The sequence below is a fragment of the Rhodococcoides kyotonense genome, from assembly GCF_900188125.1.
Classification (GTDB): Bacteria; Actinomycetota; Actinomycetes; order Mycobacteriales; family Mycobacteriaceae; genus Rhodococcoides; species Rhodococcoides kyotonense.
Genome location: NZ_FZOW01000007.1, coordinates 174,381 through 199,732 on the forward strand (window position 1 = coordinate 174,381; position 25,352 = coordinate 199,732).

The following is a 25,352-nucleotide window of genomic DNA, read 5'->3' on the forward strand; positions in this document are numbered from 1 at the left end:
CTTGCATGGGGCGATCCGCAATTGTGGTCACTTCTTTGGACCCCACAGGCGTTTGCGCAACGGCGGCGGCGAGAACAATGTTCTCGGGTTCAGCGACAACAACTCTCGACGACGCGCCTCGCTCCGATGCATCTCGCGGAGCACGGACAGCAGTGCGTTCGGCTCGACAGCCATCGCACCCACTGGTAGTTCGATGTATTCGTCTGTGTCCCAACGAAAGCGCCCTTCTCGCGGGACAGTGCTGTGCGTCATCAGGCGGATCAACGGCGTCTTCGTGGTCCCCATCCTGTGGTGAATGAGCTTTACCTCGTCAGCAACTTCGAGGATGGATGCCCAGGGCAAGACGACGTCGCCGGCGGTCCGGGCAAACAGAGAGCGCTTGGCTGTCCTGACCACAACCTCCGGATACAGCTCGACACCCAACGTCGAACGAAGCATCGAAAGAAGCGGCACCAAACCAATAGTGACTACCGCGAAGAACGCCGAGATGACGTAATGGTGAACTCCAACTCGCGACTCCGGCAGGAGCGATTCGTAGCCCCAACGCCATACGAGGAGCACACAAGTGAAAAAGACAGCGCAGCCCAGCATCATGACCGTAATCAGATTCACCCCCAGCGTGCTTGGGCCAACCCGTACTCCGGATCCGTATTCGTCACGGACACAGGTAGTTACACGACGGGACCGCCGAACCCACCTGAAGCCCGCCATGTGCACGCCGATCCAAGAGCACACGAGGATCATTGCGCCCCCGCCGGCCGCGCCGATCGACCCAGCCACGCTGCCCGCATCACCCGACCATGCGAATACGAACGCGACGACTCCCCAAAAAGCCATGAAGACCGACATGGCCGACCACAACAGGCTGAACCGTTGCGGCCAAGTTTCACGCCAAATCGTCACTCCGGCAGATGATTCAGAGTTCGGAATCGGACCGCTCATCCTGCTACCTCCACAGGTATTGACCGAACTTCGGAACGGCGTATGCAGCGATGGCACCCGCCGCCAATCCCACGACCAGACCCACGGCAGTTCCCGCACCGGGGACGAGTGACCCCATCACAGCGCCCGCGCCCGCCGCGGCTCCGATACTCGAAAGCGTGCCCACGCTTTCCGTGACAATCGCCTTCGTCGGGTCCATTCCGCCTTCGATGTCGTTCGCGATGGCAGGGATGGTTCCGAGCACCGCACCTGCGGGTCCAAGCCGTCGACCTATGCCGTACGCGAGATCGTCCGCCGACGAGGCGGCGGCAGTCCTCAGACCCTCCCCCGTTACTTCGGCCATCCCACTGATCACCGTGCCCGCGACCAGTGCAGGCACGTCGGGCCTCCAGGAGAATCCGCCACCTACGGTCTCGACAACAGCCCCGCCCATCGTTCGACCCGAAAGCTGCTGCAGGGACGAGATCCGCGACCTGAACGCGTCGCACACTCCCCTGGACACAGCGTCTGCCTGGCTCAGCGCGGTAGCGACGGCAATGGTGGCTTCCTGCGTTCTGATGTGCAACGCAAGAAGTGCGTCCTCGGCGAGAGGGCCCGCGATCTGACGCAACGACGCGATGGCACGGTCTGCCGTCACCACTCCGCTGTCGTCGACGTCGAACCCGCGGTCGAGCAAGTCGTCGACGATGTCGAGAAGGTTCGATCGCGCCACGTTCACCGATTCGAAGCCAGTCTCGAACTGCCCTACGATCCGGCCCAGTTCATCGGCGAGTGAGCCGAGCGTCGACGTCTCCCATACGACCCGCTCGGCCGCGGCGACCGCGGCATCGCCGTGCCACGATTCAGCCAGCACGTTCTGCTCGGCTACGACGTTGTCGCGTTCAGCACGGATGGACCTCTGCACCCTGTTCAGTCCGTCGGCCGCGTCGAGCAAAAACGACGGGTTCCACGAACGGACGTCGGACACTGTGGCCGTCATCGGACACCGCTCATCGCACGGAGGCGGGCCGCGAACTCGTCCTCGGTGACGCGGTAGTCCTCGGCGGAACCCCGGGCAGACTGCGCCACGGCGTCCATCCTCTGCGACATTCCGTGCACAGCAGAACCAGTGCACTGGGAGGCTTCGCTGCACAATCCTGGCAGATCCGTCCCAGGTAACGCACTCTGCGCAGACCAGTACGCACCGACAACGTCGATGCTGCGCAAAGCGTCGCCCACGTCCCGCATCACCGCTGCGAATCGTCGCAAGATCTCTGGATCTACGTCCACCACCACACCCGTCGTCCGAGGAAAGGCCTACCCTTTCGGACGCGGCGGGGCGTCGGACGGTTCCATGTCCCCCGTATCTACGCAAACGCATATGCGTGTGCGTAGATACGGGGGCACCTCTATCTGGCCAGCACGACGGTACGGAGGAACACCGTCGGCACCGACCCTTCATTGACATACCGATACGCCCGGTCACTGCGCAGGCGCGCGGACTCCCCCGCCGCGATGCGCGAGACCTCGTCGTCGGCGGTCAGCGTCAGCTCACCCGACGTCACGTGAAACAACTCGAACGACCCCTGCGGGTCGGGCATGCCGCCGTAGCTGTCCCCCGGCACCAGAACCCAGGACCACAGGTCCGCGGCGCGAACACCCGGCGTCGAGACGAGCAAATGCGCGGTACTACCGGCAGGCGACGTCCACACCAGCAGGTGTTCGTCGGCCGCCACTCGTTCGATCGCCGCCTCACCCGGCACCGTGTCGCTGAGCAACTCGGTGAAGTCCGTTCCGAGACTGCGCGCGATGCGCGTGACCGCTACCAGACTCGGATTGGCTTGGCCGTGTTCGATCTGCGTCAGCAGCCTCCTGCTGACCTGCGCCTGATCCGCCAACTGCTGCACCGTCATATCGCGACCGGTGCGCAGAAGGCGGATGCGTGAGCCCACCTGATTCAGGAAGCTCTGTGTCAGAACTCCATCTTCGGTGGAGTCTTGCTCACTCACACTGCGAAGAGCTGCTCGATGTCGGCGAACGCCTTGAACTCCAGCGCATTTCCCGACGGATCCAGGAAGAACATGGTCCACTGCTCGCCCTTCTCACCCTTGAACCGCACGTACGGGTCGATGACGAACTTCGTATCCACAGCCTGCAGGCGTCCCGCCAGCTCCTGGAACTCGTCGACGCTGAGAACCAGGCCGAAGTGCGGAACCGGAACCTCATGTCCGTCAACCGGATTGGTCCCACGCACGCCCTGATCGGGGCTTCCGCCAACCTCATGCGTGACGACCTGGTGTCCACGGACGTTCCAGTCGGTCCACTTGACGTCCGAACGGCCGCGCGAGAATCCGAGAACGTCACCGTAGAAGTGGCGAGCGGCTTCGATGTCATGGACCGGGATTGCGAGGTGGAACGGGGGGATGGTGTTTGTCATGAGAGAATCATACTGCTCATGTCATGCGCACGCAACTGCGCATGACATGGTCAGTACCACTACCGTCGACCCGTAAGAGCCTGCGGCGACAGCAGTCTCGCGACATCCTCAGGCGTCAACAAGCCCGACTCGACGGCCAACTCGGCAACCGTCCTGTCCGACGCCAACGCCCGCGCCGCGAGCTCAGTGGCCGCGTCGTACCCGATGTGGGGGTTCAACGCCGTGACGACTCCTGCAGAACGCTCGACCATCGCCCGCAGCCGGTTAACGTTCGCCCTGATACCGGGTATGCACCGATCCGCGAGAGTGCTTGCAGCATGCGACAAGTGGGTGATCGAGTCGAGCAACTTGTGCGCGATCAGCGGCTCGAACGCATTCAGCTGCAACTGACCGGCCTCGGCCGACATAGTGATCGCAAGATCGTTGCCGATCACCTCGTACGCCACCTGCGTCACCACTTCGGGTACGACGGGGTTGACCTTGCCCGGCATGATCGACGAACCCGCTTGAACAGCAGGCAGATTGATCTCCCCGAAACCGGCACGCGGTCCCGACGACAGCAATCGCAGATCGTTGCAGATCTTCGACACCTTGACCGCGGTGCGCTTCAGCGTGCCCGAAATCTGCACGAACGCACCGACATCTTGCGTCGCCTCCAACAAGTCGGTCGCCGTCGTCAGCTGCAGACCGGTGAGACGACTCAATTCCGACCGGACCAGCTCCGCATACCGCGGATGCGAGTTGAGACCAGTCCCGATTGCCGTTCCACCGAGGTTGATCTCGTCGATCAGACGCGCCGCCTCGCCGAGACGGTGAATGTCCTCCCCGATCATGACGGCGTAGGTGCCGAATTCCTGACCGAGTGTCATCGGCACCGCATCCTGCAGCTGCGTGCGGCCCATCTTGATGACGTCGGCGAACTCCAGAGCTTTCGCCGCGAACGCCACAGCCAGATGCGCCAGTGACGCTTCGAGATCCGCCAATGTCGACCGAACAGCGATCTTGACCGCCGTCGGATAGACGTCGTTGGTGCTCTGCCCCAGGTTCACGTGCTCGAGAGGATGAAGGAACGCATAGTCACCGCGATCTCGCCCCAACAACTCCAGCGCACGGTTCGCGATGACCTCGTTCGCGTTCATGTTCGTCGACGTCCCAGCACCGCCCTGGATGACGTCGACGACGAACTGATCGTGCAGGGAACCGTCGGCGATGTCGTGACAAGCCGCGACGATCGCATCCGCACGCTCCGCGTCGAGTAGCCCCAGCTCCTTGTTGGACTGAGCTGCAGCCGCTTTCGTCAACGCAAGCGACCTCACGAGCGCCGGGTACTTCGCGATCGACACTCCCGTGATCGGAAAGTTCTCCAGTGCCCGCAGCGTGTGGACGCCCCAATAGACGTCCGACGGCACATCGCGGTCACCGAGCAGATCGTGCTCGCTGCGATGCAATTCCGTCACGACACGACCGCGTCGAGCACCAGCATGTGACCCGGGTAGTGCGTCGCCGCATACGCGAGACCTGCGCTCCCCAAGGCCAACTGGGGCGTGACGCCGCAATCCCAGAAGACGGGCACCTGCCCCTCCCCCACACCAGCGAAGACGCCGAAGTCGGGGCGGGTGATGTCGTCGATGCCGAGCTCTGCCGGATCGCCGACATGCACCGGCGATCCGTGACCCGTCGGGTAGCGACCGGTGACGGCGATGGCGTCGTCGACCAGATCTTTGTCGACCGGCCGCATGCTCACCGCGAGAGGGCCGTCGAACATGCTTGCAGCCCCGTCGGTTCGGAGGATCCGATCGGTGATGTACACCGGCGGCGCGGTCGTGGCGACCGAAATGCCTGCGCGACGCAACGGCCCGTCGAACGTGTGGCTGCATCCGAGCGCGAAGGCAACGGAATCGTCCTTCCACCAGGCGCTGAGATCGTTCGGCTCGTCGACGACGGTGCCGCTTTCCCAGACCCGGTAGCGCGGAATCATCGTCGAGATGTCCACAGTGCAGTCCTGGTAGACCATGGTGGGGTCGCCAGGCTGTGTGCGTGCGAGTACGGGACAGACGGTCGGATGCGCTGCGCAATACTCCTCGAAAGCCGCTGCGGCACTTTCCGGTACGACGACGAGGTTGGCCTGCTGATGGCCGTCGAGCAGACCCGCTGTGGCAGTGGTCCATTCGCCGGAGGCGATACGCTCTCGAAGCACGCGCGGTGTCACAGCAGAGCCTCCTTGGAGGACTCACGCACGGTCGTGAGAGTGACCAGCGCGAGAACTGCGGCACCGATGAGCAGGAACCCGGGCATGAGCAGGTTGTCGGTCTTCGAGATCAGGTAGGTCGCGAGGTACGGCGTCAGACCGCCGCCCACGATGGTGCCGATGTTGAACGCGAAGGACAGACCGGTGTAACGCACACGCGTCGGGAATTGTTCTGCGTACGTGGGGTACGTGACCGACTGGACGATCGGCATCGGCAACGCCAGCACCACCATCGCGCCGACGGCGAGGGCGAAGCTGCCCTGATCCATGACGATCATCGCCGGCAGGACGAGGATGGCGTAGCCGAGGAATCCGACGGTGATGACACGCTTGCGGCCCACCTTGTCCGACAGGCCGCCGAAGATCGGCATGAGCGTCGCGACGAACAGGCTGATGGCGCCCATGATCCAGAAGGTGTTGGACTTCGAGTAGCCGAGGTAGGTCGTCAGGTAGATGTTCATGAAGATCAGACCGACCCAGTAGCCGGTGTTGGAGCCGATCGCAAGAAAGATGACCTTGAACATGGCGGCGGTGTGCTCGGTGAAGACCTCGCGCAGAGGCGTTTTCGCGGGCTTCTCACGCTCGGCGACGGCGAGGAATTCCTGCGAGTCCTCGAGCTTGTGACGCGCGACGAGCGTGATGGCGATGAGCGGCAGGGCAAGCAGGAACGGGATGCGCCAACCGAAGTCGCGCAGTTGGTCGTCGGACAGGATCGTGCTTGTCAGGCCCGCGACGAGTGCGGCGGTACCGCCACCGATAGCCACGCCGACGGGTGTGAACGCACCGAAGAATCCACGACGCCCGGTCGGTGCCGATTCCGCGAGATACGTCGCCGAGCCGGTGACCTCACCGCCGGCGAAGAAACCTTGCGCGAGTCGGACGAGAAGCAGCGCCAATGGGGCGAGGACGCCGATGGTTTCGGCAGTCGGCAGGAGTCCGACGACGGCGGTGGCGGTGCCCATGCCGATGACGGTGGTGATGAGGACGGGCTTGCGGCCGATGCGGTCACCCAGGCGCCCGAGGACGATGCCACCGAGCGGACGCATCAGGAATGCGCTGCCGAAGACGGCGAGCGTCGACAGCAACGACGCCGTCGGATTGTCGCTGGGGAAGAACAGTGGACCGATGACGACGGCGAGGTAGCCGTAGACGCCGAACTCGTAATATTCGACGGCTGTGCCCGCTGCCGCGGCGAAGGCGGCGCGTCGGGCATTCTTGGGCTTGACGTGATTCTCGGGTGGAGTGAGCGATCCAGGTACTGTGGTCACGGAATATCTCCAGTTCGATGAGGTCGGTGGCGTTCGCACAGGACGGGTCAAGTCAGAGCGAACACACTGATGAGCAGGTGATGTTTCCTTCTGGCCATCGGCAGGATTGCCGTCCTGTCGATGGCCCGGACATCTATCGGTGTCGTAGTTCTTCGAGCGAAACAGTGGATCCGACGGTCGCTTGCCCCAGCAGATCCAGATCGTCCTCCGTGACGACCCCGATGACGGGATAGCCTCCGGTCACCGGGTGATCGGCGAGGAAGACGATCGGCTCCCCGGACGGAGGAACTTGTATCGCGCCCAACGCCATACCTTCACTGCGAAGGTCGACGGAGCCGATGGTCAGCGGAGCGCCGGTCAGCCGGACACCGACGCGGTTGCTGTCCGCTCCCACTGTCCAGCTGGTCGATACCAGAGCTCGTTTGTCTTCCGCGCTGAAGAGCGAATCTCTGGGACCCCACCGAAAGCGTAGCTGCACAGTACCTTCCGGGCACCGTGAGCGTGCAAGTTCGAGGGGGACATCGGGGGCGGCCGTGGTCGGCCCGAGTTCGAACTCGTCGCCTACCTTCAGTGCAGCGGGGCCGAGGCCGGACAGTGCGTCGGTGCTGGCGGATCCGAACGTGGTGTCGGCGCGAATACCACCAGAGATCGCGACGTAGATCCGGATGCCTGCGGTAGGCCGTCCGAGGGAAAGACGTTGTCCGGCTTGAAGGTACACACGTTCGGGCTCCCTCACCACTCGACCGTCGACCCGCACCTCCACGGGCGCACCTGCTACCGCGACGTACCGAGGGCTCGTGACGGTGAACGCCAGTCCGCCGAAGAGGTTCTCGAATACCGCCGCGTTCTCGGTGTTGCCGACGAGCCTGTTCGCCAACGCGGCCGCAGCACGATCGACGGGGCCCGAGGCGGTGATGCCGAGGTGGGCGTAGCCGGCTCGGCCGGCGTCCTGGACGGTAGTTGAGGCACCGGGGTCGAGGATGCACGCAGTAATTGTGCGCGTTGGTTTTTCGAGGACGCTGGTCATCGGTTCACCCTCTCGAACACGATACGGTCACCGACGGTCAGCCGACTCGGGTTGTCCCACTCGGTATTCCACAGCACGACGTCGGTGTGCCCGATGATGTGCCAACCGCCCGGCGTTCCACCCGGGTAAACCACGGTCTGCGTGCCTGCGATGGCAATGGCACCCGCGGCCACCTTCGGCCTCGGAGAGGTACGACGCGGCAGCGCGAGCCGATCCGGGCAGCCGTCGATGTACGCGAAACCCGGTGCAAACCCGAAGAATCCGACGGTGTGGACCGCGGCAGCGTGCTGTGCGGCTACATCTTGGGCGGAAATTCCCAGTGCGTTTGCGACGTCAGAAAGGTCTTCGCCGTCGTAGACGACCGGGATGGTCGTCGTGCGTCCGTGTTGCTGCTCCGTGGTTTCGGTGAGGCTGGGGTCGTTCAGTAGGGCTTGAATGTGCTTTTCCAGAGCGGGCATGTCATGACTGCGATGCGCGATGAACAGGATCGACGCAGCCGCCGGGACGAGGTCCTGCAGAAGCGCCGACCACTCACTGCGCCGTGTAGCGGCGATCCACGCTGGGATGACGTGCGGTTCCATGTCCACCAGCCATCCGCGATCGCCCGCACGATGCATCTGCTCGAGGGTGATCACGGGTGCCGTCCGATCGGGCTCAGGTCGAAACCGTTGTTGGCAAGTGCCTTACGCGTGTGGGTTGCGATCTCGAGCGCGCCGACGGTGTCGCTGTGCACGCACAGAGCAACCGCGTCGTACGACGACGGCAGCACCCGGACGGTGTCGCCGTCGACGGAGACCGTTGTGCCGGTCTGGACCATCTGCACTGCGCGTTCGGCGGCGGCTTCCGGGTCGGTGATCAACGCGGCCGGGTGACGGCGGCTGACCAGTCGGGCATTGGACGTGTAGTTTCTGTCGACGAAAAGCTCTGCGATGGGCTGGATTCCGGCATCTACCGCTTGGTTCCAGACCTCGGTGTCGTACTGGCACAGGATGGGCAGCGCGGGATCGACGAGCTTGACTGCCTCGACGATGGCGCTGGCGTGACCCGCGTTGTCGGCAGCGACATTGTACAGCGCGCCATGGGCTTTCACGTAGGTGACCTCGGTGCCTGCGATGCGCGCAAACGCCTGCAGGGCGCCGATTTGGTAGACGATGTCGTTGACGAGCGTCGGCACCTCGACGTCGATGAAGCGACGGCCGAATCCCGCGAGATCGCGATAGGAGACCTGCGCTCCGATCGAGACTCCGCGCGCGGCAGCATCTTCGGTCGTCTGGCGCAGGATATCGGGATCGCCTGCGTGGAAGCCGCACGCGACATTAGCGGCGCTGACGGTGTCGAGCAGTGGTCCGTCGTCGATGATTCCCCAGACGCCGAACCCTTCGCCGATGTCGGTGTCGATGTGTACGGCGGTCACAGCTTGGCCCTCCAATACGTGTTCATGTCGTCGGCCGAGTTCTCCCACGCGCGGTGCAGACCGGTTTGGCCACCTTCGATGTGGGCGAGGATCAGATCAGCCAGGGCTGTCGCGTCACCGCTGGACAAGGCGTCGACCATGCCCTTGTGCTCGCACTGCACGCGCTCATAGGCGTTGGTTCCGTGCACGTAGAAGCGGGAGTACGGCTCGAGCCGGTGGTACATCTGCGCGATGATCTCGTAGCGCATCGGCAGCCGCGACAGTCGATACATGTCGAGGTGGAACGACAGGTTGGTGCGGGACCAGGTGTCGGCGCCGGTGTCGCCGACGTTGTCCATCGCGTCGGCCATGTCCTCGAAGCGCGCGATGTCGCGTCGAGACACACGTTCGACGACGTGTTCGGCGAAGCTCGGCTCGATCAGTTTGCGGAGGTCGTAGATCTCGTCGATCTCCTCGATGTCGAGCGCGGTGACGAACGTTCCCCGGCCCCGCTCGGACCTGAGTAGTCCTTCACCGACCAGCGTCCGAAGCGCTTCACGCAACGGAATGCGCGAGACACCGAAGCGATCTGCCAACTCTTCCTGCACCAGCCGATGGCCAGGCGGGTAGACGCCCTCGACAATTGCCGTGCGCAGGTCGGAGGTGAGATCACCGCCATCGGTGTGGTGTGGACCACGGGAGTTCGAAGCCATATACGTTGTATACACTGCATCCATAGGGCTCGGGAACCACTTTCGGGATATTGCCCGAATCCGTAACCGAACCGACCCGGCGGGTAACACGGGCGATACACACCGAGTCCGATTCGGGTTCCTTGTGATCGAATAGGGCTTCGCTCGCCACCTCCCGAAGGAGCACGATGACGTCCCTGGCCCGCGGCGCCAACACTCCCCTGCCGATCACGTCGTTCGAGGTGTCGGTGACCGGCGCCGAAGCCGTCGACGTCCTCGCCTTTCAGGTCACCGAGTCACGTAAGGTCCGGTCCGACGCGGATTTCGTGTTCTTCAATCAACCGGTGTCGCCCGAGGGCGCGGTGCGGCTGACGTCGTCGTCGACACTGTCCGTCGACCTCACCCGAGTGCCGAACGACGTCGAGACGATCGTGATTGCGGTGGCGTCCGATCGGAAGCTCGCCGAGTTCCCGACGCTTGCTGCATCGATCCCCGACATTGCCAGTCCCGCAATGGGTTTGACGTCGGAGACCGCGGCCGTGCTGATCGAGATCTACCGACGCGCGGGCGGGTGGAAGGTCCGCAACGTCAGCGCGGGCTGGGATGCGGGATTCGCCGATCTGGTTCGTGAGCACGGTGTGACCGTCGATGACGAGCCGTCGGTACGCGTCGTTGCGGGTGAGGAGAAGCTGTCGCTGGTCAAACGCGAGAAACTCGACATGCGCAAGCGACAGGTCCACAAGGTCCTACTGACCAAGAATGCCACCGGACTTCGTGCGCGCGTCATTCTCGTGATCGACAAGACCGGCAGCATGAAGAAGATGTACGACCGGGGCGTCGTACATCGTGTCGTCGAGCGAATGGTCGCTGTCGCAACACAAATCGACGACGACGGTCAGCTGGAACCCTATCTGTACGGGTCGTGGTACGCCGCGCTGCCGGACATCACGGTCGAAGGTACGGAGAAGTGGTCCGAAACCTATCTTCACCTGTTCGGCCATCACGGTGGAATCGACTACAAGTCGATCGGCGGGGTGAACGACGAGCTGCCGATCATGAATCACATTCTGTCCACAGCGGTTCCGCGTCAGCCGACGCTGGTGTTCTTCTTCACCGACGGCGGGTTCACCAAACGCGGACCGATCACCGCGTTGATGCAGAAAGCGGCTGCGGCACCTATCTTTTGGCAGTTCGTCGGGGTGGGGCGTGCGAATTACGGCATCCTCGAGAAGCTCGACACCATGAGCGGGCGGGTCGTCGACAATGCCGGCTTCTTCGCACTCGACGACGTCGACGCCATCTCCGACGCGGATCTGTACGAGCGCATCCTGTCTGAGTTCCCGGACTGGGTGCGTGCCGCGCGCGAGGCGAGGATCATCGACTGAGGATTCTCGTCATTCACTTGAATGAATCCTGAGTTCGGATGCCTCGCAGCTGCATTCGACGGACGGAACTTGTCGTACCCCCTCGCTACAGTCGTCGCATCGTGTTTCGGCCACTGTTATCAAGGAGGCTCCTCATGAGCGAGGAACCTGATTTCGACGCGCGAGTGACTGCAGCATGGCGGCAGTTCTCGGGTCGGCTCTGCTCGTACTACATCGACATGGATCAGAACGACCGCCTGGCCATCCACACGGCCCAGGAAGGACTGTCGCTCGTCGTACATCCGTATGGCGCGGATGCCGTCGTCCAGGGCGACCTACTGGAAGCCGTCACGCACGAAGACCACATCATGTTGACCAACGCAGGCTGGTCCGGAGAGGGAATCTCGGACACCGCCCTGAGCCTGAGCATCATCGGAGATCCGGACGAGGTCGTCGACGCAGTCGAGTTCATCCTCCGCGAGCTACGCGGTGTGCCGCATCCGTCGTTCCTCGTTGGCAGCATCAACGGCGGACCGCACAAACCCATGTTCGACGACGGCTGGGAGCCCATCAGCGCCCGTACTCAGCTCGCCGCGGAAGTCGACGTCATGCTCACGTCGATCATGGGTCACCCACCGGTGAAGGACGACGACGGCGACATTCCCTTCGTATTCGACGGGCGGGCGGCGTTTCTGAGGGTCTCGACCTCGGCGCCGGTGATCGAATTGTTCACCGTGTTCCACGTGCACCCGGACAACCATTCAGCGACAGCGCTGGCCGCCGGATACTCGCATCGATGGCCGAATATCAAATTCGACGTCGGCGATCATCACGTCGTCGCGATTCAGCGCGTCGACTGTTCGCCGCTCATCGAGGAACACGTCGGACGCGCACTCGGCGCATTTACGAGGTTCTTCGAGGACGAGGCTGGGAAGATCGCCGACGAGCTCAGGCAGGAGCCGTCGGACATCGACTTGCCGCCCGAGTTGAAGACGATCATCCACCTCGATGCCGACTCACTTACTGCCGAGGACGTCGCGCTGATCTGCACCCACGATCGCGACACCATCCTCGGCCTGCTGGACGTGTGCGTTGAAGTGGAATCGGCCGAGCACATACAAAAACTGTTGCGCTCGGCCCTGCGGTTGGTCGTACTCGAGCTACCGCGGCAAGCCTGAGGCTCAGCAGTTGTTCGGCTCGTCGGTCTTGACGACGGACAGGACAGCGTCGCCTTCCTCGATCGGCACTCCGACGCCAGGGACCTGGCCGACGACGATCCAGTTCGAGTCGTTGATCTGCGCGCGCCCGGCGCCGGTGGCATCCTCGCTACGGGAGAAGAACACGCCGGCATCTTGAATAAGGTTCTGCGCTGCTTGGAGATTCATGCAGACCACGGGCGGCATCAACACTGGCGCGACATCGGGCAGAGGAGGCGCGACCGCGGGCGTCGGCTCGGGCGCGACCGCGGGCGAAGACGTCGTAGGGGGTGCAGTGGTCGTTGTGGGTGCGGTGGTGGTCGTGGTTTCGGTCGTTGTCGTAGCCGACTCGCTCACCGCCTGACCCGTCGTCGACCCGTCGTCCGAGCCGCATGCGGCAAGTGCGGTCATGAGCAACAGACCCACTGCGGCCCGGCTGATTGTCTTCGTCATTTCTCGATGCCTTCCTCGTGCGTGCGCGTGTGCGCCGAGGATTTAGATCGCCGGACCGGGCGGTCTGTTACAGCATGGCAGCCTTACAACGCCCCCACTCGTTTACAACAGATGCGCGCGTTGTAAACGAGCGAGCATGTTGTAAGAACGTCGCCCGCCATCGAAATCACCCCTGCCTTGGAACACAGACCGCTCTGTGGACGAAGATGTCGAGCGTGACCCTGTGGATTGTTGCTACCGGAGTGGAAGCGGCCGCGATCGTCGGCCTCGGTGTGTGGATCATCGTGTCTCGGCGGCAGTTGAAGAGCACACGCGACGCGCTCGAGCGGGCTCGCAGCGTCACACAGAACAAGCGTCGTCGACGGGGTCTTGCCCCGCTCGCGATCAAGACGGCGTTCCAGACCGCGGACTCGCTGATCAACAAGGGGTTCGGCGCGACCGTCCGCAACTCGATCGAGGACCTCGCCGGATGGGCCAGAGTCGAGCGACCCGATCTGGCCAGGCTGACCGCGGACGGCGATGTCGTCGTGATGTTCTCCGACATCGAAGGGTCGACAGCCCGCAACGAGGAACTCGGCGACCGTGGGTGGCTGAAGCTTTTGGAAAAACACAACCGGATGATCCAGAAGCAGGTCGAGGACTACGGCGGTCACGTCGTGAAGAACCAGGGTGATGGCTTCATGATCGCGTTCTCCGACCCTGCTCAAGCCGTGCGGTGCGGAATTCAGGTGCAGGAAGCGTTGCGAGAGAAGCCGGACCGCTGGAACGACATCCGGGTGCGCATGGGAGTGCACACCGGCAGCTCGGTGAGGCGTGGAGACGACCTCTTCGGCCTGAACGTCGCCATGGCCGCACGCGTCGCGAGCCAGGCCGAGGGAGGCGAGATCCTCATCAGCGAGCCGCTCAGTCTGAAACTCGGCCGCGACATTCCGCTCGGTGCGCCGCGGGAGGTGGAGCTCAAGGGCATGAGCGGGCGGCATCAGTTGTTTCCGGTCGACCTACCCGTCGTGAGTGAAAATGTATAGCCCCTGATTGACCGCTTGAATGGTTCATTCATGTTGTCAGACAACATGAATGAACCATTCAAGCGGTCACCCCATGTGCACGAAAATACATAACCGGCTATGCATTTTCGTGCACATGTGGCGAAGCCCCCTCACAAGCGGCGAAGCCGCCCCTCCCGGCGAGGAAGTCGTGGTGATCGTAGAAGTCGAACATCGCCCTCAGTCGAGCTGCCGCACCTGCGGGCATCGTGGACCCGACGGTCTCCTGCCACTCGTCGAGCGAGATCCGTTCGACCTCGACCGAGTACCTCGCAGCAAGCTCCCGGACCGACAGGGCTTCCGGCCCGCCGAGCTCGTAGGTCGCGCCGTAATGACGCGTCCCCTCGACCAACACTGCAGCAGCCACGGCGGCAACGTCCCGCAGACTCACGAACGAGAAGCGCGTATCCGGGCTGTACGGCAACGAGATTCGCGTCGACTCCCCCGCGAACACTGACGCGAAGTTGTCCAAGTACGCACAGGGTTGCAGCACAGTCCAGTTCAGCGGCGAACGGTGCAATTCGTCCTCGCACACCGCCTTGTCCATGTGATGCGGCATCGACGGGCTGAACGGCCACGCCACCGAGTGGTACACCACATGCGAGACACCGGCGGACGCCGCTGCAGTCAAGACATTCCGCAGTAACCGTGGCTCATCGGGATGGACATTGGGAGCGATGAAATAGACGGCGCGGGAACCGAGCAGCGCCTTGCGTAACCCGGCGCCCGTTTCCAACTCCACCGCGTAGTCACCGTCGACCCGCGCGGTGTGCACGAGCCGACGAGCACCAGGCGGCAATGCGTCGACGATCGCACTGCCGGTCTTGCCCGCGGCACCGATGACTGCGATATCGGTGCCGCGGACATTCTCGAAACTCATAGGTAGTCGTACACAGCCGACGTGTCGCCGCCGGACAGTCGCTCGTACCCGGGCCCGCGGTCGAAGAACGGCTCGTCCGCACCCCTACCCGCCCGCAACTGGTCACGAAGCGCAACCGTCGCGTCGACGTCGATATCCGGCTCGTCTCCAGCGATCACGACGACACCGTAGTCCTCGCGGGCACCGTCGACGGATACCTTGCGCCACCGGACATCGCGCAACACCTCGTCGACGGGGCGGTCCAGTGGATCTCCCCAGCCGCCGCCACCCGTGGTGCGGATGCGGACGATCTCTCCTGCCTTGATCGGCTCGGCGTCGGTGAGGGCGTCGAACTCGCGCTCGTTCGGGCTGCCTGGATTGAGGGTCACCGAGAACGGTCGACCGGCCTTACCGCCCTTCACACCCCAGCACGCCAGGATCGAACGATCCGCGATGGACATGAAATGCCCGTCCTTGAGCATCCGAATGTGCTTCTCGTAACCCAGGCCGCCGCGGTAGCGTCCGGCGCCGCCCGAATCGATTGCCAATCCGAGCTTTTCGACAATGAACGGGAACCGGCTCTCACTGAATTCCGTCGGGAGGTTACGCGAATCGGGTACGACGTGAATCGTGTCCTCACCGTCCGCGTAGTACCGACCGCCGGACCCGCCGCCGAGCACCTCACGCATGAGGTACGAATGGCCGTCGAAATCCTCGCCGTACACGCCGGTGTACCGGATGGTCTCCTGGTCAGCGGGCATGTTGCCGTCGACGGCCTTGGCGACGACACCCGACAGCACTCCCAGCAGTCGGAGAATCACGAACGTACGAGCATTCGTCGGCGCCGGGAAGATCGGCGTGATCAGCGTGCCCTTCTCGGGGAACTTCATCTCGATCAGGGGCACGACACCTTCGTTCACGTCGAGCTCGGCCATCCGCTCCGGCGTATCGGCGAGGTTGCGCAGAATCGGCGCGAGCCACTTGATGAGGAAGTTGCCGTCCGCGTAGTCACCACAGTGGTTGATCGGTCCCTTCGCCTGCGGACCGGTTCCGGTGAAGTCGAGGATCAGTCGCTCGCCACCCTCGTCCTCGGGAGACGTCTTGGTCAGCGTGATGCGCTGCGTGTGCAGCATGGGCTCGTCGACGCCGTCGTGCTCGGCATAGTCCTCCCACGTGTACTCCCCGACCGGGATCTTGCTCAGGATTTCGCGACGGTACGTCTCCGTCGTCGCGTCCATCATCGCGTCGAAGCAGGATTCGACCGTGTCGACGCCGTACCGCTCGAACAACTCCGTGAGCCGACGCGCCCCCATCAGGCACGCCGAGCATTCGGCGTCCAGATCGGCGGCCAGCGCGTCGGGCATGCGGGAATTGCGCGTCATGATGCGCAACGCAGCCTCGTTCGGAACGCCCTGGTCCCACAGTTTGATCGGCGGGACCATCAGGCCTTCCTCGTAGACCGTCGTCGCACCGGACGGCATCGAGCCGGGGCAGCATCCGCCGACGTCGTCGTGGTGGCCGAATGCCTGAACGAACGCAACGACTTTCGGCTCCGCATCAGGGGTGACGCGAGCGAACACCGGCACGGTGACGCAGAGGTCGGGCAGGTGGCCGATGCCGCCTTCGGAGAGGTAGACGTCGTTGTGGAAATACACGTCGCCGGGCTTCATCGTCTCCAGCGGGAAGTCTCTGGCGATCGGGTGCACGAGCGCCGAATACGAGCGTCCGGTCAGCTTCCGCAGGTTGCGATCGTGGATGCCGGCGCGGAAGTCGTGCGCATCGCGGATCATCGGCGAGCGCGAGGTCCGCGAGATCGACGTCTCGACCTCCATCTCGACGCTGGCAAGGTAGCCCGCGACGATCTCGACGAGAATCGGATCCGGGCTCGCGCCGTCTGTCTCGGTCAGTCGGTACGGCTTGGCTGCAGTCGTAGCGGCAGCCTCCAGAACACTGGTCATCACTTCACTCCGTTCGAGTCGGACGTCTTGGAGATACGGATGTTTCCGTGGGTGTCGATACGCGCCGAGAAGCCCGGGTGCACAGGCACAGTGGAGCTGAACTCCTCGATGACGGCCGGTCCCTCGATGGTGTCACCGGCGCCGAGTCGCGCACGGTCGTAGACGGTGGTGTCGACCCAGGAGTCGAAATATGCCTGACGCGAACCTGTTCGAGCCGTGGCAGCACCGGAACCCGCGGCAACAGTGCGCGCAGCCGGACGCTGAATGGGCCCGATTCCGCTGACGCGCAGGTTGACCCACTCGACGTGCTGTGCGGGGTCACCGCGGAAGTCGTAGCCGTAGAGCTCGCGGTGTGCGTCGTGGAACGCTTCGGCAGCAGCATCCATCAGCTCTGCGGAAATCGGTCCTTCGCCGACGGGCACCCGCACCTCGAAGGCCTGGCCCATGTATCGAAGGTCGGCGGTCCGGGCGTACTTGCGCTGAGTTTCGTCGAATCCTTCTTCGGCCAACGCAACTTCGGCCAACCCTGCGAGCGAATCGAACAGCTCCTGCAGTTCCGACGCCTGCAACCGATCGTGCCTGCCGACGTGCGTCTGCACGTAGTCGTTGCGCACGTCGACGGTGAGCAGCCCGAACGCCGAGACGTTGCCCGGATCCAACGGAACAAGAACGTCTTTCAGACCGAGGATGTCGATCAGCTTGCACGCCAACAGCGAACCGGAACCGCCGAACGTCACCAGCGTGAAGTCGCGGACGTCGAGACCACGCTTGACGGTGATCTGACGCAGTGCGTTCGCCTGGTTCCACGCGGACACTTCCAGGATCCCGACGGCGCACTCCTCGAACCCGAGGTTCAGCTCGGATGCCAGCTGCTCCAGCCCTTTTCGTGCCAGCTCGGTATCGAGTGGGATCTCACCACCCAGAAGGTGCGGTGGGATACGGCCGAGCAGCACATGGGCGTCGGTGATGGTCGGCTCGCTACCGCCCTTGCCGTAGCACAACGGTCCGGGATCGGCGCCTGCCGACTGCGGTCCGACACGCAGCGTCCGCTCGGGCGTCATCCACGCGATCGAGCCGCCGCCAGCTCCGACGGTCACGACGTCGATCATCGGGATCTTCGACGGATAATTCCCGACGCGTCCCTCTGTGGTCAGCGCAGGCTCTCCGCGTACGACGACCGTTACATCGGTCGAGGTGCCACCGCCGTCGCACGTCAGAACCTGGTCGACGCCTGCCGCGTCGGCGATCAGTGCAGCACCGAGTGCGCCGGCAGCAGGTCCGGACAGCACCGTCGTGATGGGCTGGTGAACGACCTCTTTCGCCGACAGCACCCCACCGTTGGACTTCATGACATAGAACGGGATGTCGCGCGACTCGCCGTCCGCGGTGGAGAACTCACGCAAGCGGTTCGCGATGTTGTTGACGTAGTTGCGAATGTTGGGCTTCACGGCGGCGTCGACGAGAGTCGTGATCGACCGCTCGTACTCGCGGTACTCGCGCAGCACCTGGCTCGAGATACTGACGGTGGCGTCGGGGAAGACCTCGTCGAGGATCTCGCGCACTCGCTCCTCGTGCGACGGGTCGGCGTACGAGTGCATCAGGCACACACCGATGGTCTTGATGCCCTGATCCTTGAAGAATTGGGCAGCGGTCCGCACGCTGTCCTCGTCGAGCGGCCGGATCTCGCTGCCGTCGAATGCCAGACGGCCACCGACGGTCTTGACGCGGTCCGCCGGCACGATGCGGTCGGGTTTGACCCAGAAGTACGAGTTGCCGTAGCCGTCGGGCACGGACTGACGGGCGATCTCGAGTACGTGCTCGTAGCCCTCGGTCGTGATGAAGCCAAGGTTCTCGACCTTGCCCTCGAGGAGCTTGTTGGTTGCGACCGTCGTGCCATGGCTGACGGCCCCGATGGAATCGCCGTGCTCACCGAGCTTGTCGAGCACCTTCTCGATGCCGGTGAGGAAACCTTCTGCGGGGTCGGACGGCGTCGACGGGGTCTTGGTGGTGACGATGGCACCGGTCTCGTCGTCGACCGCCACGATGTCGGTGAACGTGCCCCCGGTGTCGATGCCGATCCGAATCTTCCTGGATTCCACTGCTTCCTCCGTCAAGTCGTTCCCGATGGCCTGAACTGATCCGATCGGCTCGTTGGGTGTGAAGCCATTCCACAGCCTGCGCGAAGTGGAATCTTTGTCACAATTCGCCGAACCCGACGGACACTCTTCGGCGGACGCTCACGAGCGCCACGAAAAACGCCCCGAACCAGGGCGGTTCGGGGCGAAATTCCTTGACTGAAGTGCTATCTGGTGCGACCTAACAGTCCACCGATGACGACACCGGTCAGCGCGATGACCGCACCGGCCGCGGCACTGACGAGGACGGTGCGCGTGTCGGTTCCAGCAGAGGGGGCAACTACTCGACCGAGAGAAGGGTCCTTCTCCTGTTGTCCTACAGCAACTTCCGTGGCATTTTCAGGCATCGACGACGGCACCTTCGACGGAATCCCGTTCGCGATGACGCCGTCGATGCTCTTGAAGAACACCCCGGCCATCTTCTTCGCGACGCCGGTGATCATGCGCTGCCCGACGCCTCCCACCATCCCTCCGACAACTGCATCGGCGTCGTAGGACAGCAGCGTTCCACCTTCGTTCTCGGTCAAAGTCACCGTCACATCGGCCTTGACCGTGCCCGGCGCCCCCGCTCCCGACGCGGTCATGACGAACGAGTGGGGTCGATCCTGTTGCGAGAGCACCACTTCACCGTCGTACACGCCCTTGATCGACGCGACTCCCGCCATGATGGAGAGCTTGTAGTGGTTGTCGGTGAGCTGTTCGAGCGACTGCACTCCGGGAATCGTCGCGGCGAGCACGCGCCCGTCCTGAAGATTGTCGTACACCTCTTCGCGGGGTGCCGTGAGCTGTGCGGTTCCGGCGATTCTCATGAATTCTCCTGTGGTGACTGGTGTGCGAGCCGAAGTTCGAACAATTCCGACGGTGAAATAGGCATGGATGTGATGGGGATGCCCTCGGCGTTCTCGATGGCCGCGGCGATGACAGCGCTGGTGGGTATGACGCCCGCCTCGCCTGCACCTTTCATTCCCAACGGATTCAGCGCGGACGGGGTGACGGTGTGGTCCATCTCCAGCGAGTTCGGCATTTCGGTGACGAACGGCATCAGAAAGTCCATGTACGACGCGTTGAGCATCTGCCCGTGCTCGTCGTAGACGATCCGCTCGTACAACGCTCCCCCGATGCCCTGCGCGACAGCACCCTGGACCTGGCCTTCGACGATGCGCGGGTTGATGACGTTGCCGCAGTCGTGGATCACCACGTACCGCAGCACGGTGATCTCGGCGGTGATGGGATCGGTCTCGACGATCGCCGCATGCACGCCCGACGCGAACGTCGAATGCGGCGGCGAATAGAAGCCGGTCGCTTCCAGACCCGGCTGCTCACCCTCGGGAATCGGCGGTTTCGTCATGTCCGGGTCCGCCTTGGCGAAACCGGTGGCGAGCTTGGATTCGCGATCGAACGCATATCGCAGCGGATTCGACAGCACCGCAACCACACTCAGCGGAACCGAGGTCCCCTCGACGCCCGGCTCGGTCCCGATTCGGCAGACGTGACCGCCGCGGAGTTCGAGATCCAGAGCATCGATATCCAGAATCCCCGACGCGATCTTCTTCGCCTTCCCTGCCACCATCTGCGCTGCGACATGGAATGCCGAACCCGACATGACCGCGCCACGCGAGGCGAACGTGCCGACGGCATAACCGAATCGACGAGTATCGCCGGTGACGATCTCGACGTCGGACACCTGAACCCCCAGGTCGTCGGCGACGATCTGAGCGAACGCCGTCTGGTGCCCTTGACCCTGCGTCGTCAATCCCGTTGCTGCCTTGACCTTTCCCGACGTCTCGACGACGACGTGCGCGCCCTCGTACGGTCCGGGCCCGGTGCCTTCGACGTACGCGCCGATGCCGATGCCGACGGTCCGGCCCTCTTCTCGGGCCTGCCTCTGGTACTCCGGGAAGCCGTCCCAGTCGACCAGTTTCTTCAGCTTGTCGATGCCGGCTTGGTAATCACCGCTGTCGTAGATCAGCGGTCGGCCGTCCTGGAACATCAGACCGAAGTCGTACGGCATGTCCTCGGGCCGAACGAAGTTGATCTCACGCACCTCGATCTTGTCCTTGCCGAGGTGGTCGGCGATGGCGTCCATCGCGCGTTCCATCGCGAACACGGCCTGGGGTCGACCCGCGCCGCGGTACGGGGTGACGAGAACGGTGTTGGTGTACAGCGAATAGGCGTCGACGCGGAACGATTTGGGCTTGTACGGCCCCAGAACCTGTGTCGCCGTGTTGATCATGACGATGATGCCGTACGGCAGGTAGGCGCCGTTGTCGTGCCAGAACGTGAAATCGAAGGCCAGCAGCCGGCCGTCGTCGTCGAACCCGATGTCCACCTTCTGAATCTGACCGCGCTCGTGTGCGCTGGAGATGAAGTGCTCGCGACGATCCTCGACCCACTTGACCTCGTTCGAGACGCCCGCGCGGCCGAGGCGTCGGGCAGCCCAGGTCACCATGACCTCCTCGGGCCACGGGTGGACGATCTTCACGCCGAACCCGCCACCGACGTCCGGCGCGATGCAGTGAACCTTGTTCAGCGCCAAGCCGAGTCGCGCGGCGATCGCAGCACGCGCGGACGTGGACGTCTGCGTCGACGTCCAGAACGTCAGCGCGTTCTCGTCCCCGTCCCAGCGTGCGTAGACACCCTTGCCTTCCATCGGCATCGATGCGGAACGCTCGATCTCGAGGTCCAGCGTGAGCCGGTTCGGGGCAGCCGCGATCTCGGCATCCACATCACCGAACCCGTGTTGCAGACGCGCAGCCACGTTGTCCGGAACATCCGCGTGCACAGCATTGACCGCCGTGCGCGCCGTGTCGATCCCCACGACGGGGTCGAGCATTTCGTACGTGACGTCGATCTTGGCGCACGCGTCCTCGGCGATGTACCGATTGTCGGCGACGACCATCGCGATCGCCTCACCGACGTGGTTGACCTCGTCGCGAGCGAGTGGATATCCGTTGCGCGGAGCCACGATCGCCGGATGGGGAATCAACAGCGGAAGGTTCTCGGCCATCTCCTCCGAGTCGTCGAGAAGGTCGTCGTATACGTAGATCGCATGCACGCCCGCCACTTCCAATGCAGGGTCGATGTCGATGTCGACGATGCGCGCGTGCGCATGTGGCGACCGCACGAACGCTGCGATCAGCGCGCCGTGTCCCAAGTCGTCGAGATACCTGCCCTGGCCACTGAGCAGCCGCGTATCTTCCTCGCGCGGAATCGGTTTGCCGAAGAACTTTCCCGACGAGCCCACCGCCTGCTCGGTCTCGACCTGGATGCTCATGACCGTCCCGCCCGTCCGCCCACAGGCTGCGTGCTCCCCCGCACCTGACGGTCGAGCGCATCGCGGGTCGCTTCGTCGTCGACGCCGAGCGGAAACTGGCCTGCGCGTTCACGTGTGATTTCCGCCGCGCGAAGAACCGATGCTCGGATGTTCTGGTATCCGGTGCATCGGCACAGGTTGCCTGCGATCGCGTCGGTGGCCTCGTCGTGCGTCGGGTTGGGGTTGTCCTCGAGGAATGCGGCGATGGTCGTCACGAAACCTGGGGTGCAGAAACCACATTGCAGCCCGTGGCAATCCTTGAACGCTTGCTGAACCGGATGCAGCGTGCCGTCGGGCTCGACGAGCCCCTCGACCGTCGTGACCGAATGTCCCTCGAGACTGGCGGCCAATACGAGGCACGAACGCACCGGGTTTCCGTCGAGCAATACAGTGCACGCACCGCACACGCCGTGCTCGCACCCGACGTGAGTTCCGGTGCGGCGCAGATGATGCCGAATGGCATCCGACGCCAGCGTGCGAGACGGGAGTACGACGGTTTCGGTGACGCCGTTCAAAGTGAAGGTGACCGCCACATGGTGCTCGCCGGTGTCGGCTTGGAGCTCGGCCACTTGGTCGTCGATGGACTTCGGCATTACAACCTTCCTACGAGTGCGCGAGCCGTACGTGCGTCCCGTGCTGCTGCGAGCCCGACACGACTGGTCAGGGCGGACACCAACTGGGATCGATATGCGGCCGTCGCATGGATGTCCGCGTCGGTTTCTATTGTGTCGCGGGCGATGTCACCGACTGCACGCCACAGTGGGTCTCGTTCGTCGGTGGCCGACGCACCGGCAAGCGCATCGCTGTAGTCGACGACGGTACCGAGTTCGCCGGCCGAGATGTAGGTCATCCGCGCCGACAGCACGTAGCCGTCGACCACCTCGACCTGCGCGACGACACCGACCAACGCGTAATCGCCATGGCGTCGGGCAATCTCGTCGATCGCCGTGCCGACACCCTCTCGCGCCGACGGGACGCTGACCGACAGCGCGATTTCATCGGATTCGAGCGTGCTTTCCAGTGGACCGGCGAACAGGTCACTCGCGTCGATGACGCGGTGTCCACGCACCGACGTGACGGTGACCTGCCCGCCCAGCAGAGACAGCACTGCAGGCATCTCGGCCGACGGGTCCGCGTGCACGATCGATCCGACGGTCGTGCCGCGGTTGCGGATGGTCGGATGTGCGACGAGGTTCAGCCCCCGGCTCAGCAGCGGCTGAACCTCGCGGGCCTCGGCATGGTCGTAGAGCGCCGAGTGCGTGACGAGGGCTCCGAACTCGACCGCTTCGGGTGACACGGTGACCGCGTCGAGGTCGCGGACCGCACCGATGTCGACGATGTGCGCGGGCGCAGCCAGCCGCATCGACAGCAACGGAACGAGCGACTGACCACCGGCCATGACCTTGCCCTCGTGGGACACCTCGGAGAGGATGCGGCACGCCTCCTCGACCGTGGTCGGCCGGTGGTACGTGAGCGGCGACGGTTTCATGTCTCGATCCTGCCTGTCATCGTGCGTTCACTATCTGTCGAGATGTGACAACAGTCACCTCGGTGAGCTGTCAACGTCAATCAAGTGAGCTGTTTGGCGGGCGGTGTATCCGCGGCCTTCTTGCGTGGGATGTAGCCGTCGAGCTCGGGGTTTCGGGATCCGATGAACCTGCAGAAGTGATACATCGTGATGACGACGATCGTGCCGAGCGAGATGCCGCCGAGCGAGAACGTATCGCTGAAGGTCAGCGCGGTGTCACCGATGCCAATGATGAGGCCGGCGGCAATCGGCATCATGTTCAACGGATTACCGAAGTCGACGCCGTTCTCCTTCCAGATCTTCGCGCCCAGCAAACCGATCATTCCGTACAGAACGACGGTGATTCCACCGAGCACACCACCGGGCGTCGCCGAGATGAACGCACCGAACTTGGGTGAGAAGCCGAGCAGCATCGCTACGATGCCGGCGACGAAGTAGGCAGCCGTCGAGTACACGCGGGTGGCGGCCATGACACCGATGTTCTCCGCATACGTCGTGGTGGGAGATCCGCCGACGCCACTGGCGATGGCCGTCGCGAATCCGTCACCGGCGAGGGCACGGCCCATGTACGGGTCGAGGTCGTCCTTGGTCATCTCGGCCACGGCTTTGACGTGGCCTGCGTTCTCGGCGATCAGCGCGATGACACCGGGCAGCACGAGGACGATGAACGTGAGACTGAACGACGGCGCATGGATTCCCACGACCCCGTTGGCCTCGTCCGAGAACGGCGGCAGACCGAACCACGACGCCGACGACACCGAGTCCCAGTTGACGCGGAAATGCTCGGTGATGGCGCCGGCACTCGCGTCGAACGAGGTGATCGGGCCGGACACCTTGTCCAGTACCCACGAGACGACGTACCCGAGTATCAGCGCGAGGAAGATCGCGATACGCCCCATGAAGCCGCGCAGCCCTACCGACATCACGATCAGAGCCACCATGACCAACAACGCGACCCACTGATCCTGCGGCCAATACAGACCGGCTACGACGGGTGCGAGGTTGAAGCCGATCAGCATCACGACGGCGCCGGTGACCGCGGGCGGCAGCAACTTGAAGATCAGGCGTCCACCGAGGAAGTGAACAGCAACACCGATCAGGCCGAGGACGAGTCCGGACACCAGGATCGCACCGGTGACTTCCGCCGACGTGCCTCCCTGCGCGCGGATCGCTGCGATACCGCCGACGAACGCCGCCGAAGTCCCGAGGTAACTCGGAATTCGTCCCTTCACGACGAGCAGGAAGAAGATAGTACAGAAGCCCGACATCATCACGGCCAGTTGAGGATTGAGGCCCATGATGATCGGGAAGACGAAGGTCGCGCCGAACATCGACACGACGTGCTGGCCACCCAGTCCGATGGTCCTCCCCCAGCTGAGTCGTTCACCGGGAGCGACGACTTCGCCGGGAGCGACCGTTTTGCCATCTCCGTGCAGGGTCCAAATCGGCATGACTGGCCTTTCGTGCAGAGGAAGGCGCTTGCTGCGCTGTGGTCCAGCTCACAAACTGCCCTTGAT

General features: G+C 63.7%; 23 protein-coding genes. 3 read left to right on the top strand and 20 right to left on the bottom strand.

The features are described 5' to 3' along the window. Window positions 1-27: 27 nt before the first annotated feature. The 11 genes from CHB96_RS13755 to CHB96_RS13810 all read right to left on the bottom strand — a co-directional run bounded on the left by CHB96_RS13755 (window position 28) and on the right by CHB96_RS13810 (window position 10,007). The gene (locus CHB96_RS13755) at window positions 28-942 is read right to left on the bottom strand and encodes a hypothetical protein (protein WP_141136483.1); all 915 of its coding nucleotides are present in this window, start codon (window positions 940-942) and stop codon (window positions 28-30) included. Between the two features lie 4 nt (window positions 943-946). Further along, window positions 947-1,921, bottom strand: coding sequence for a hypothetical protein (locus tag CHB96_RS13760; RefSeq protein ID WP_089247066.1), 975 nt, complete (start codon window positions 1,919-1,921; stop codon window positions 947-949). A 409-nt stretch (window positions 1,922-2,330) separates the two neighbouring features. Then, window positions 2,331-2,930 (bottom strand): helix-turn-helix domain-containing protein, encoded by a 600-nt coding sequence (locus CHB96_RS13770; RefSeq protein ID WP_089247070.1) that lies wholly within the window; start codon window positions 2,928-2,930, stop codon window positions 2,331-2,333. Then, window positions 2,927-3,358: a VOC family protein gene (locus CHB96_RS13775; RefSeq protein ID WP_089247071.1), complete on the bottom strand. Its 432-nt coding sequence runs from the start codon at window positions 3,356-3,358 to the stop codon at window positions 2,927-2,929. The genes CHB96_RS13770 and CHB96_RS13775 overlap by 4 nt, the downstream gene beginning before the upstream one ends. Before the next feature lie 59 nt (window positions 3,359-3,417). Continuing rightward, window positions 3,418-4,806: an aspartate ammonia-lyase gene (locus CHB96_RS13780; RefSeq protein ID WP_217899954.1), complete on the bottom strand. Its 1,389-nt coding sequence runs from the start codon at window positions 4,804-4,806 to the stop codon at window positions 3,418-3,420. Window positions 4,807-4,811: 5 nt separating this feature from the next. Further along, window positions 4,812-5,567: a D-glutamate cyclase family protein gene (locus tag CHB96_RS13785; protein WP_089247075.1), complete on the bottom strand. Its 756-nt coding sequence runs from the start codon at window positions 5,565-5,567 to the stop codon at window positions 4,812-4,814. Beyond that, entirely contained in the window at window positions 5,564-6,874 is a 1,311-nt protein-coding gene (locus CHB96_RS13790; RefSeq protein ID WP_089247077.1) for an MFS transporter, read from the bottom strand. The genes CHB96_RS13785 and CHB96_RS13790 overlap by 4 nt, the downstream gene beginning before the upstream one ends. Before the next feature lie 133 nt (window positions 6,875-7,007). Further along, window positions 7,008-7,901 (bottom strand): 5-oxoprolinase subunit C family protein, encoded by an 894-nt coding sequence (locus CHB96_RS13795; protein WP_089247079.1) that lies wholly within the window; start codon window positions 7,899-7,901, stop codon window positions 7,008-7,010. Continuing rightward, window positions 7,898-8,536, bottom strand: a complete 639-nt coding sequence (locus CHB96_RS13800) for a 5-oxoprolinase subunit B family protein (protein ID WP_089247081.1) — start codon at window positions 8,534-8,536, stop codon at window positions 7,898-7,900. The genes CHB96_RS13795 and CHB96_RS13800 overlap by 4 nt, the downstream gene beginning before the upstream one ends. Continuing rightward, window positions 8,533-9,315: a LamB/YcsF family protein gene (locus tag CHB96_RS13805; RefSeq protein ID WP_089247083.1), complete on the bottom strand. Its 783-nt coding sequence runs from the start codon at window positions 9,313-9,315 to the stop codon at window positions 8,533-8,535. The genes CHB96_RS13800 and CHB96_RS13805 overlap by 4 nt, the downstream gene beginning before the upstream one ends. Next, window positions 9,312-10,007: a GntR family transcriptional regulator gene (locus CHB96_RS13810; RefSeq protein WP_176444289.1), complete on the bottom strand. Its 696-nt coding sequence runs from the start codon at window positions 10,005-10,007 to the stop codon at window positions 9,312-9,314. Before CHB96_RS13810 ends, CHB96_RS13805 begins: the two co-directional genes overlap by 4 nt. Before the next feature lie 167 nt (window positions 10,008-10,174). Here CHB96_RS13810 and CHB96_RS13815 point away from each other — a divergent pair, with 167 nt between their 5' ends. Beyond that, window positions 10,175-11,371 (top strand): vWA domain-containing protein, encoded by a 1,197-nt coding sequence (locus CHB96_RS13815; protein ID WP_089247087.1) that lies wholly within the window; start codon window positions 10,175-10,177, stop codon window positions 11,369-11,371. A 134-nt stretch (window positions 11,372-11,505) separates the two neighbouring features. Then, window positions 11,506-12,528 (top strand): T3SS (YopN, CesT) and YbjN peptide-binding chaperone 1, encoded by a 1,023-nt coding sequence (locus CHB96_RS13820; protein WP_089247089.1) that lies wholly within the window; start codon window positions 11,506-11,508, stop codon window positions 12,526-12,528. Window positions 12,529-12,531: 3 nt separating this feature from the next. On the opposite strand, the gene CHB96_RS13825 is transcribed toward CHB96_RS13820, so the two are convergent. Further along, on the bottom strand, window positions 12,532-12,999 hold the full coding sequence (locus tag CHB96_RS13825) for a hypothetical protein (protein ID WP_245865643.1): 468 nt from the start codon (window positions 12,997-12,999) through the stop codon (window positions 12,532-12,534). A 206-nt stretch (window positions 13,000-13,205) separates the two neighbouring features. On the opposite strand from CHB96_RS13825, the gene CHB96_RS13830 reads away from it, so the two are divergent. Next, the gene (locus tag CHB96_RS13830) at window positions 13,206-14,024 is read left to right on the top strand and encodes an adenylate/guanylate cyclase domain-containing protein (RefSeq protein WP_176444290.1); all 819 of its coding nucleotides are present in this window, start codon (window positions 13,206-13,208) and stop codon (window positions 14,022-14,024) included. A 97-nt stretch (window positions 14,025-14,121) separates the two neighbouring features. Here CHB96_RS13830 and CHB96_RS13835 read toward each other — a convergent pair whose 3' ends face one another. From CHB96_RS13835 to CHB96_RS13870, 8 genes are all read right to left on the bottom strand, one after another. After that, window positions 14,122-14,922: an SDR family oxidoreductase gene (locus tag CHB96_RS13835; RefSeq protein ID WP_089247091.1), complete on the bottom strand. Its 801-nt coding sequence runs from the start codon at window positions 14,920-14,922 to the stop codon at window positions 14,122-14,124. After that, window positions 14,919-16,859: a hydantoinase B/oxoprolinase family protein gene (locus tag CHB96_RS13840; RefSeq protein WP_089247093.1), complete on the bottom strand. Its 1,941-nt coding sequence runs from the start codon at window positions 16,857-16,859 to the stop codon at window positions 14,919-14,921. The genes CHB96_RS13835 and CHB96_RS13840 overlap by 4 nt, the downstream gene beginning before the upstream one ends. Beyond that, on the bottom strand, window positions 16,859-18,958 hold the full coding sequence (locus tag CHB96_RS13845; RefSeq protein ID WP_089247095.1) for a hydantoinase/oxoprolinase family protein: 2,100 nt from the start codon (window positions 18,956-18,958) through the stop codon (window positions 16,859-16,861). Before CHB96_RS13845 ends, CHB96_RS13840 begins: the two co-directional genes overlap by 1 nt. A gap of 203 nt (window positions 18,959-19,161) precedes the next feature. Beyond that, window positions 19,162-19,803, bottom strand: coding sequence for an SRPBCC family protein (locus CHB96_RS13850; RefSeq protein ID WP_089247097.1), 642 nt, complete (start codon window positions 19,801-19,803; stop codon window positions 19,162-19,164). After that, window positions 19,800-22,268 (bottom strand): aerobic carbon-monoxide dehydrogenase large subunit, encoded by a 2,469-nt coding sequence (cutA, locus tag CHB96_RS13855; RefSeq protein WP_089247099.1) that lies wholly within the window; start codon window positions 22,266-22,268, stop codon window positions 19,800-19,802. Before cutA ends, CHB96_RS13850 begins: the two co-directional genes overlap by 4 nt. Continuing rightward, complete coding sequence (locus tag CHB96_RS13860; RefSeq protein WP_089247101.1) at window positions 22,265-22,900, bottom strand: (2Fe-2S)-binding protein; 636 nt, start codon at window positions 22,898-22,900, stop codon at window positions 22,265-22,267. Before CHB96_RS13860 ends, cutA begins: the two co-directional genes overlap by 4 nt. Next, a complete protein-coding gene (locus CHB96_RS13865) occupies window positions 22,900-23,796 on the bottom strand; it encodes an FAD binding domain-containing protein (RefSeq protein WP_089247103.1) in 897 nt (298 codons plus the stop codon). The genes CHB96_RS13860 and CHB96_RS13865 overlap by 1 nt, the downstream gene beginning before the upstream one ends. A gap of 80 nt (window positions 23,797-23,876) precedes the next feature. Continuing rightward, a complete protein-coding gene (locus CHB96_RS13870) occupies window positions 23,877-25,286 on the bottom strand; it encodes a uracil-xanthine permease family protein (protein ID WP_089247105.1) in 1,410 nt (469 codons plus the stop codon). Between the last annotated feature and the right edge of the window lie 66 nt (window positions 25,287-25,352).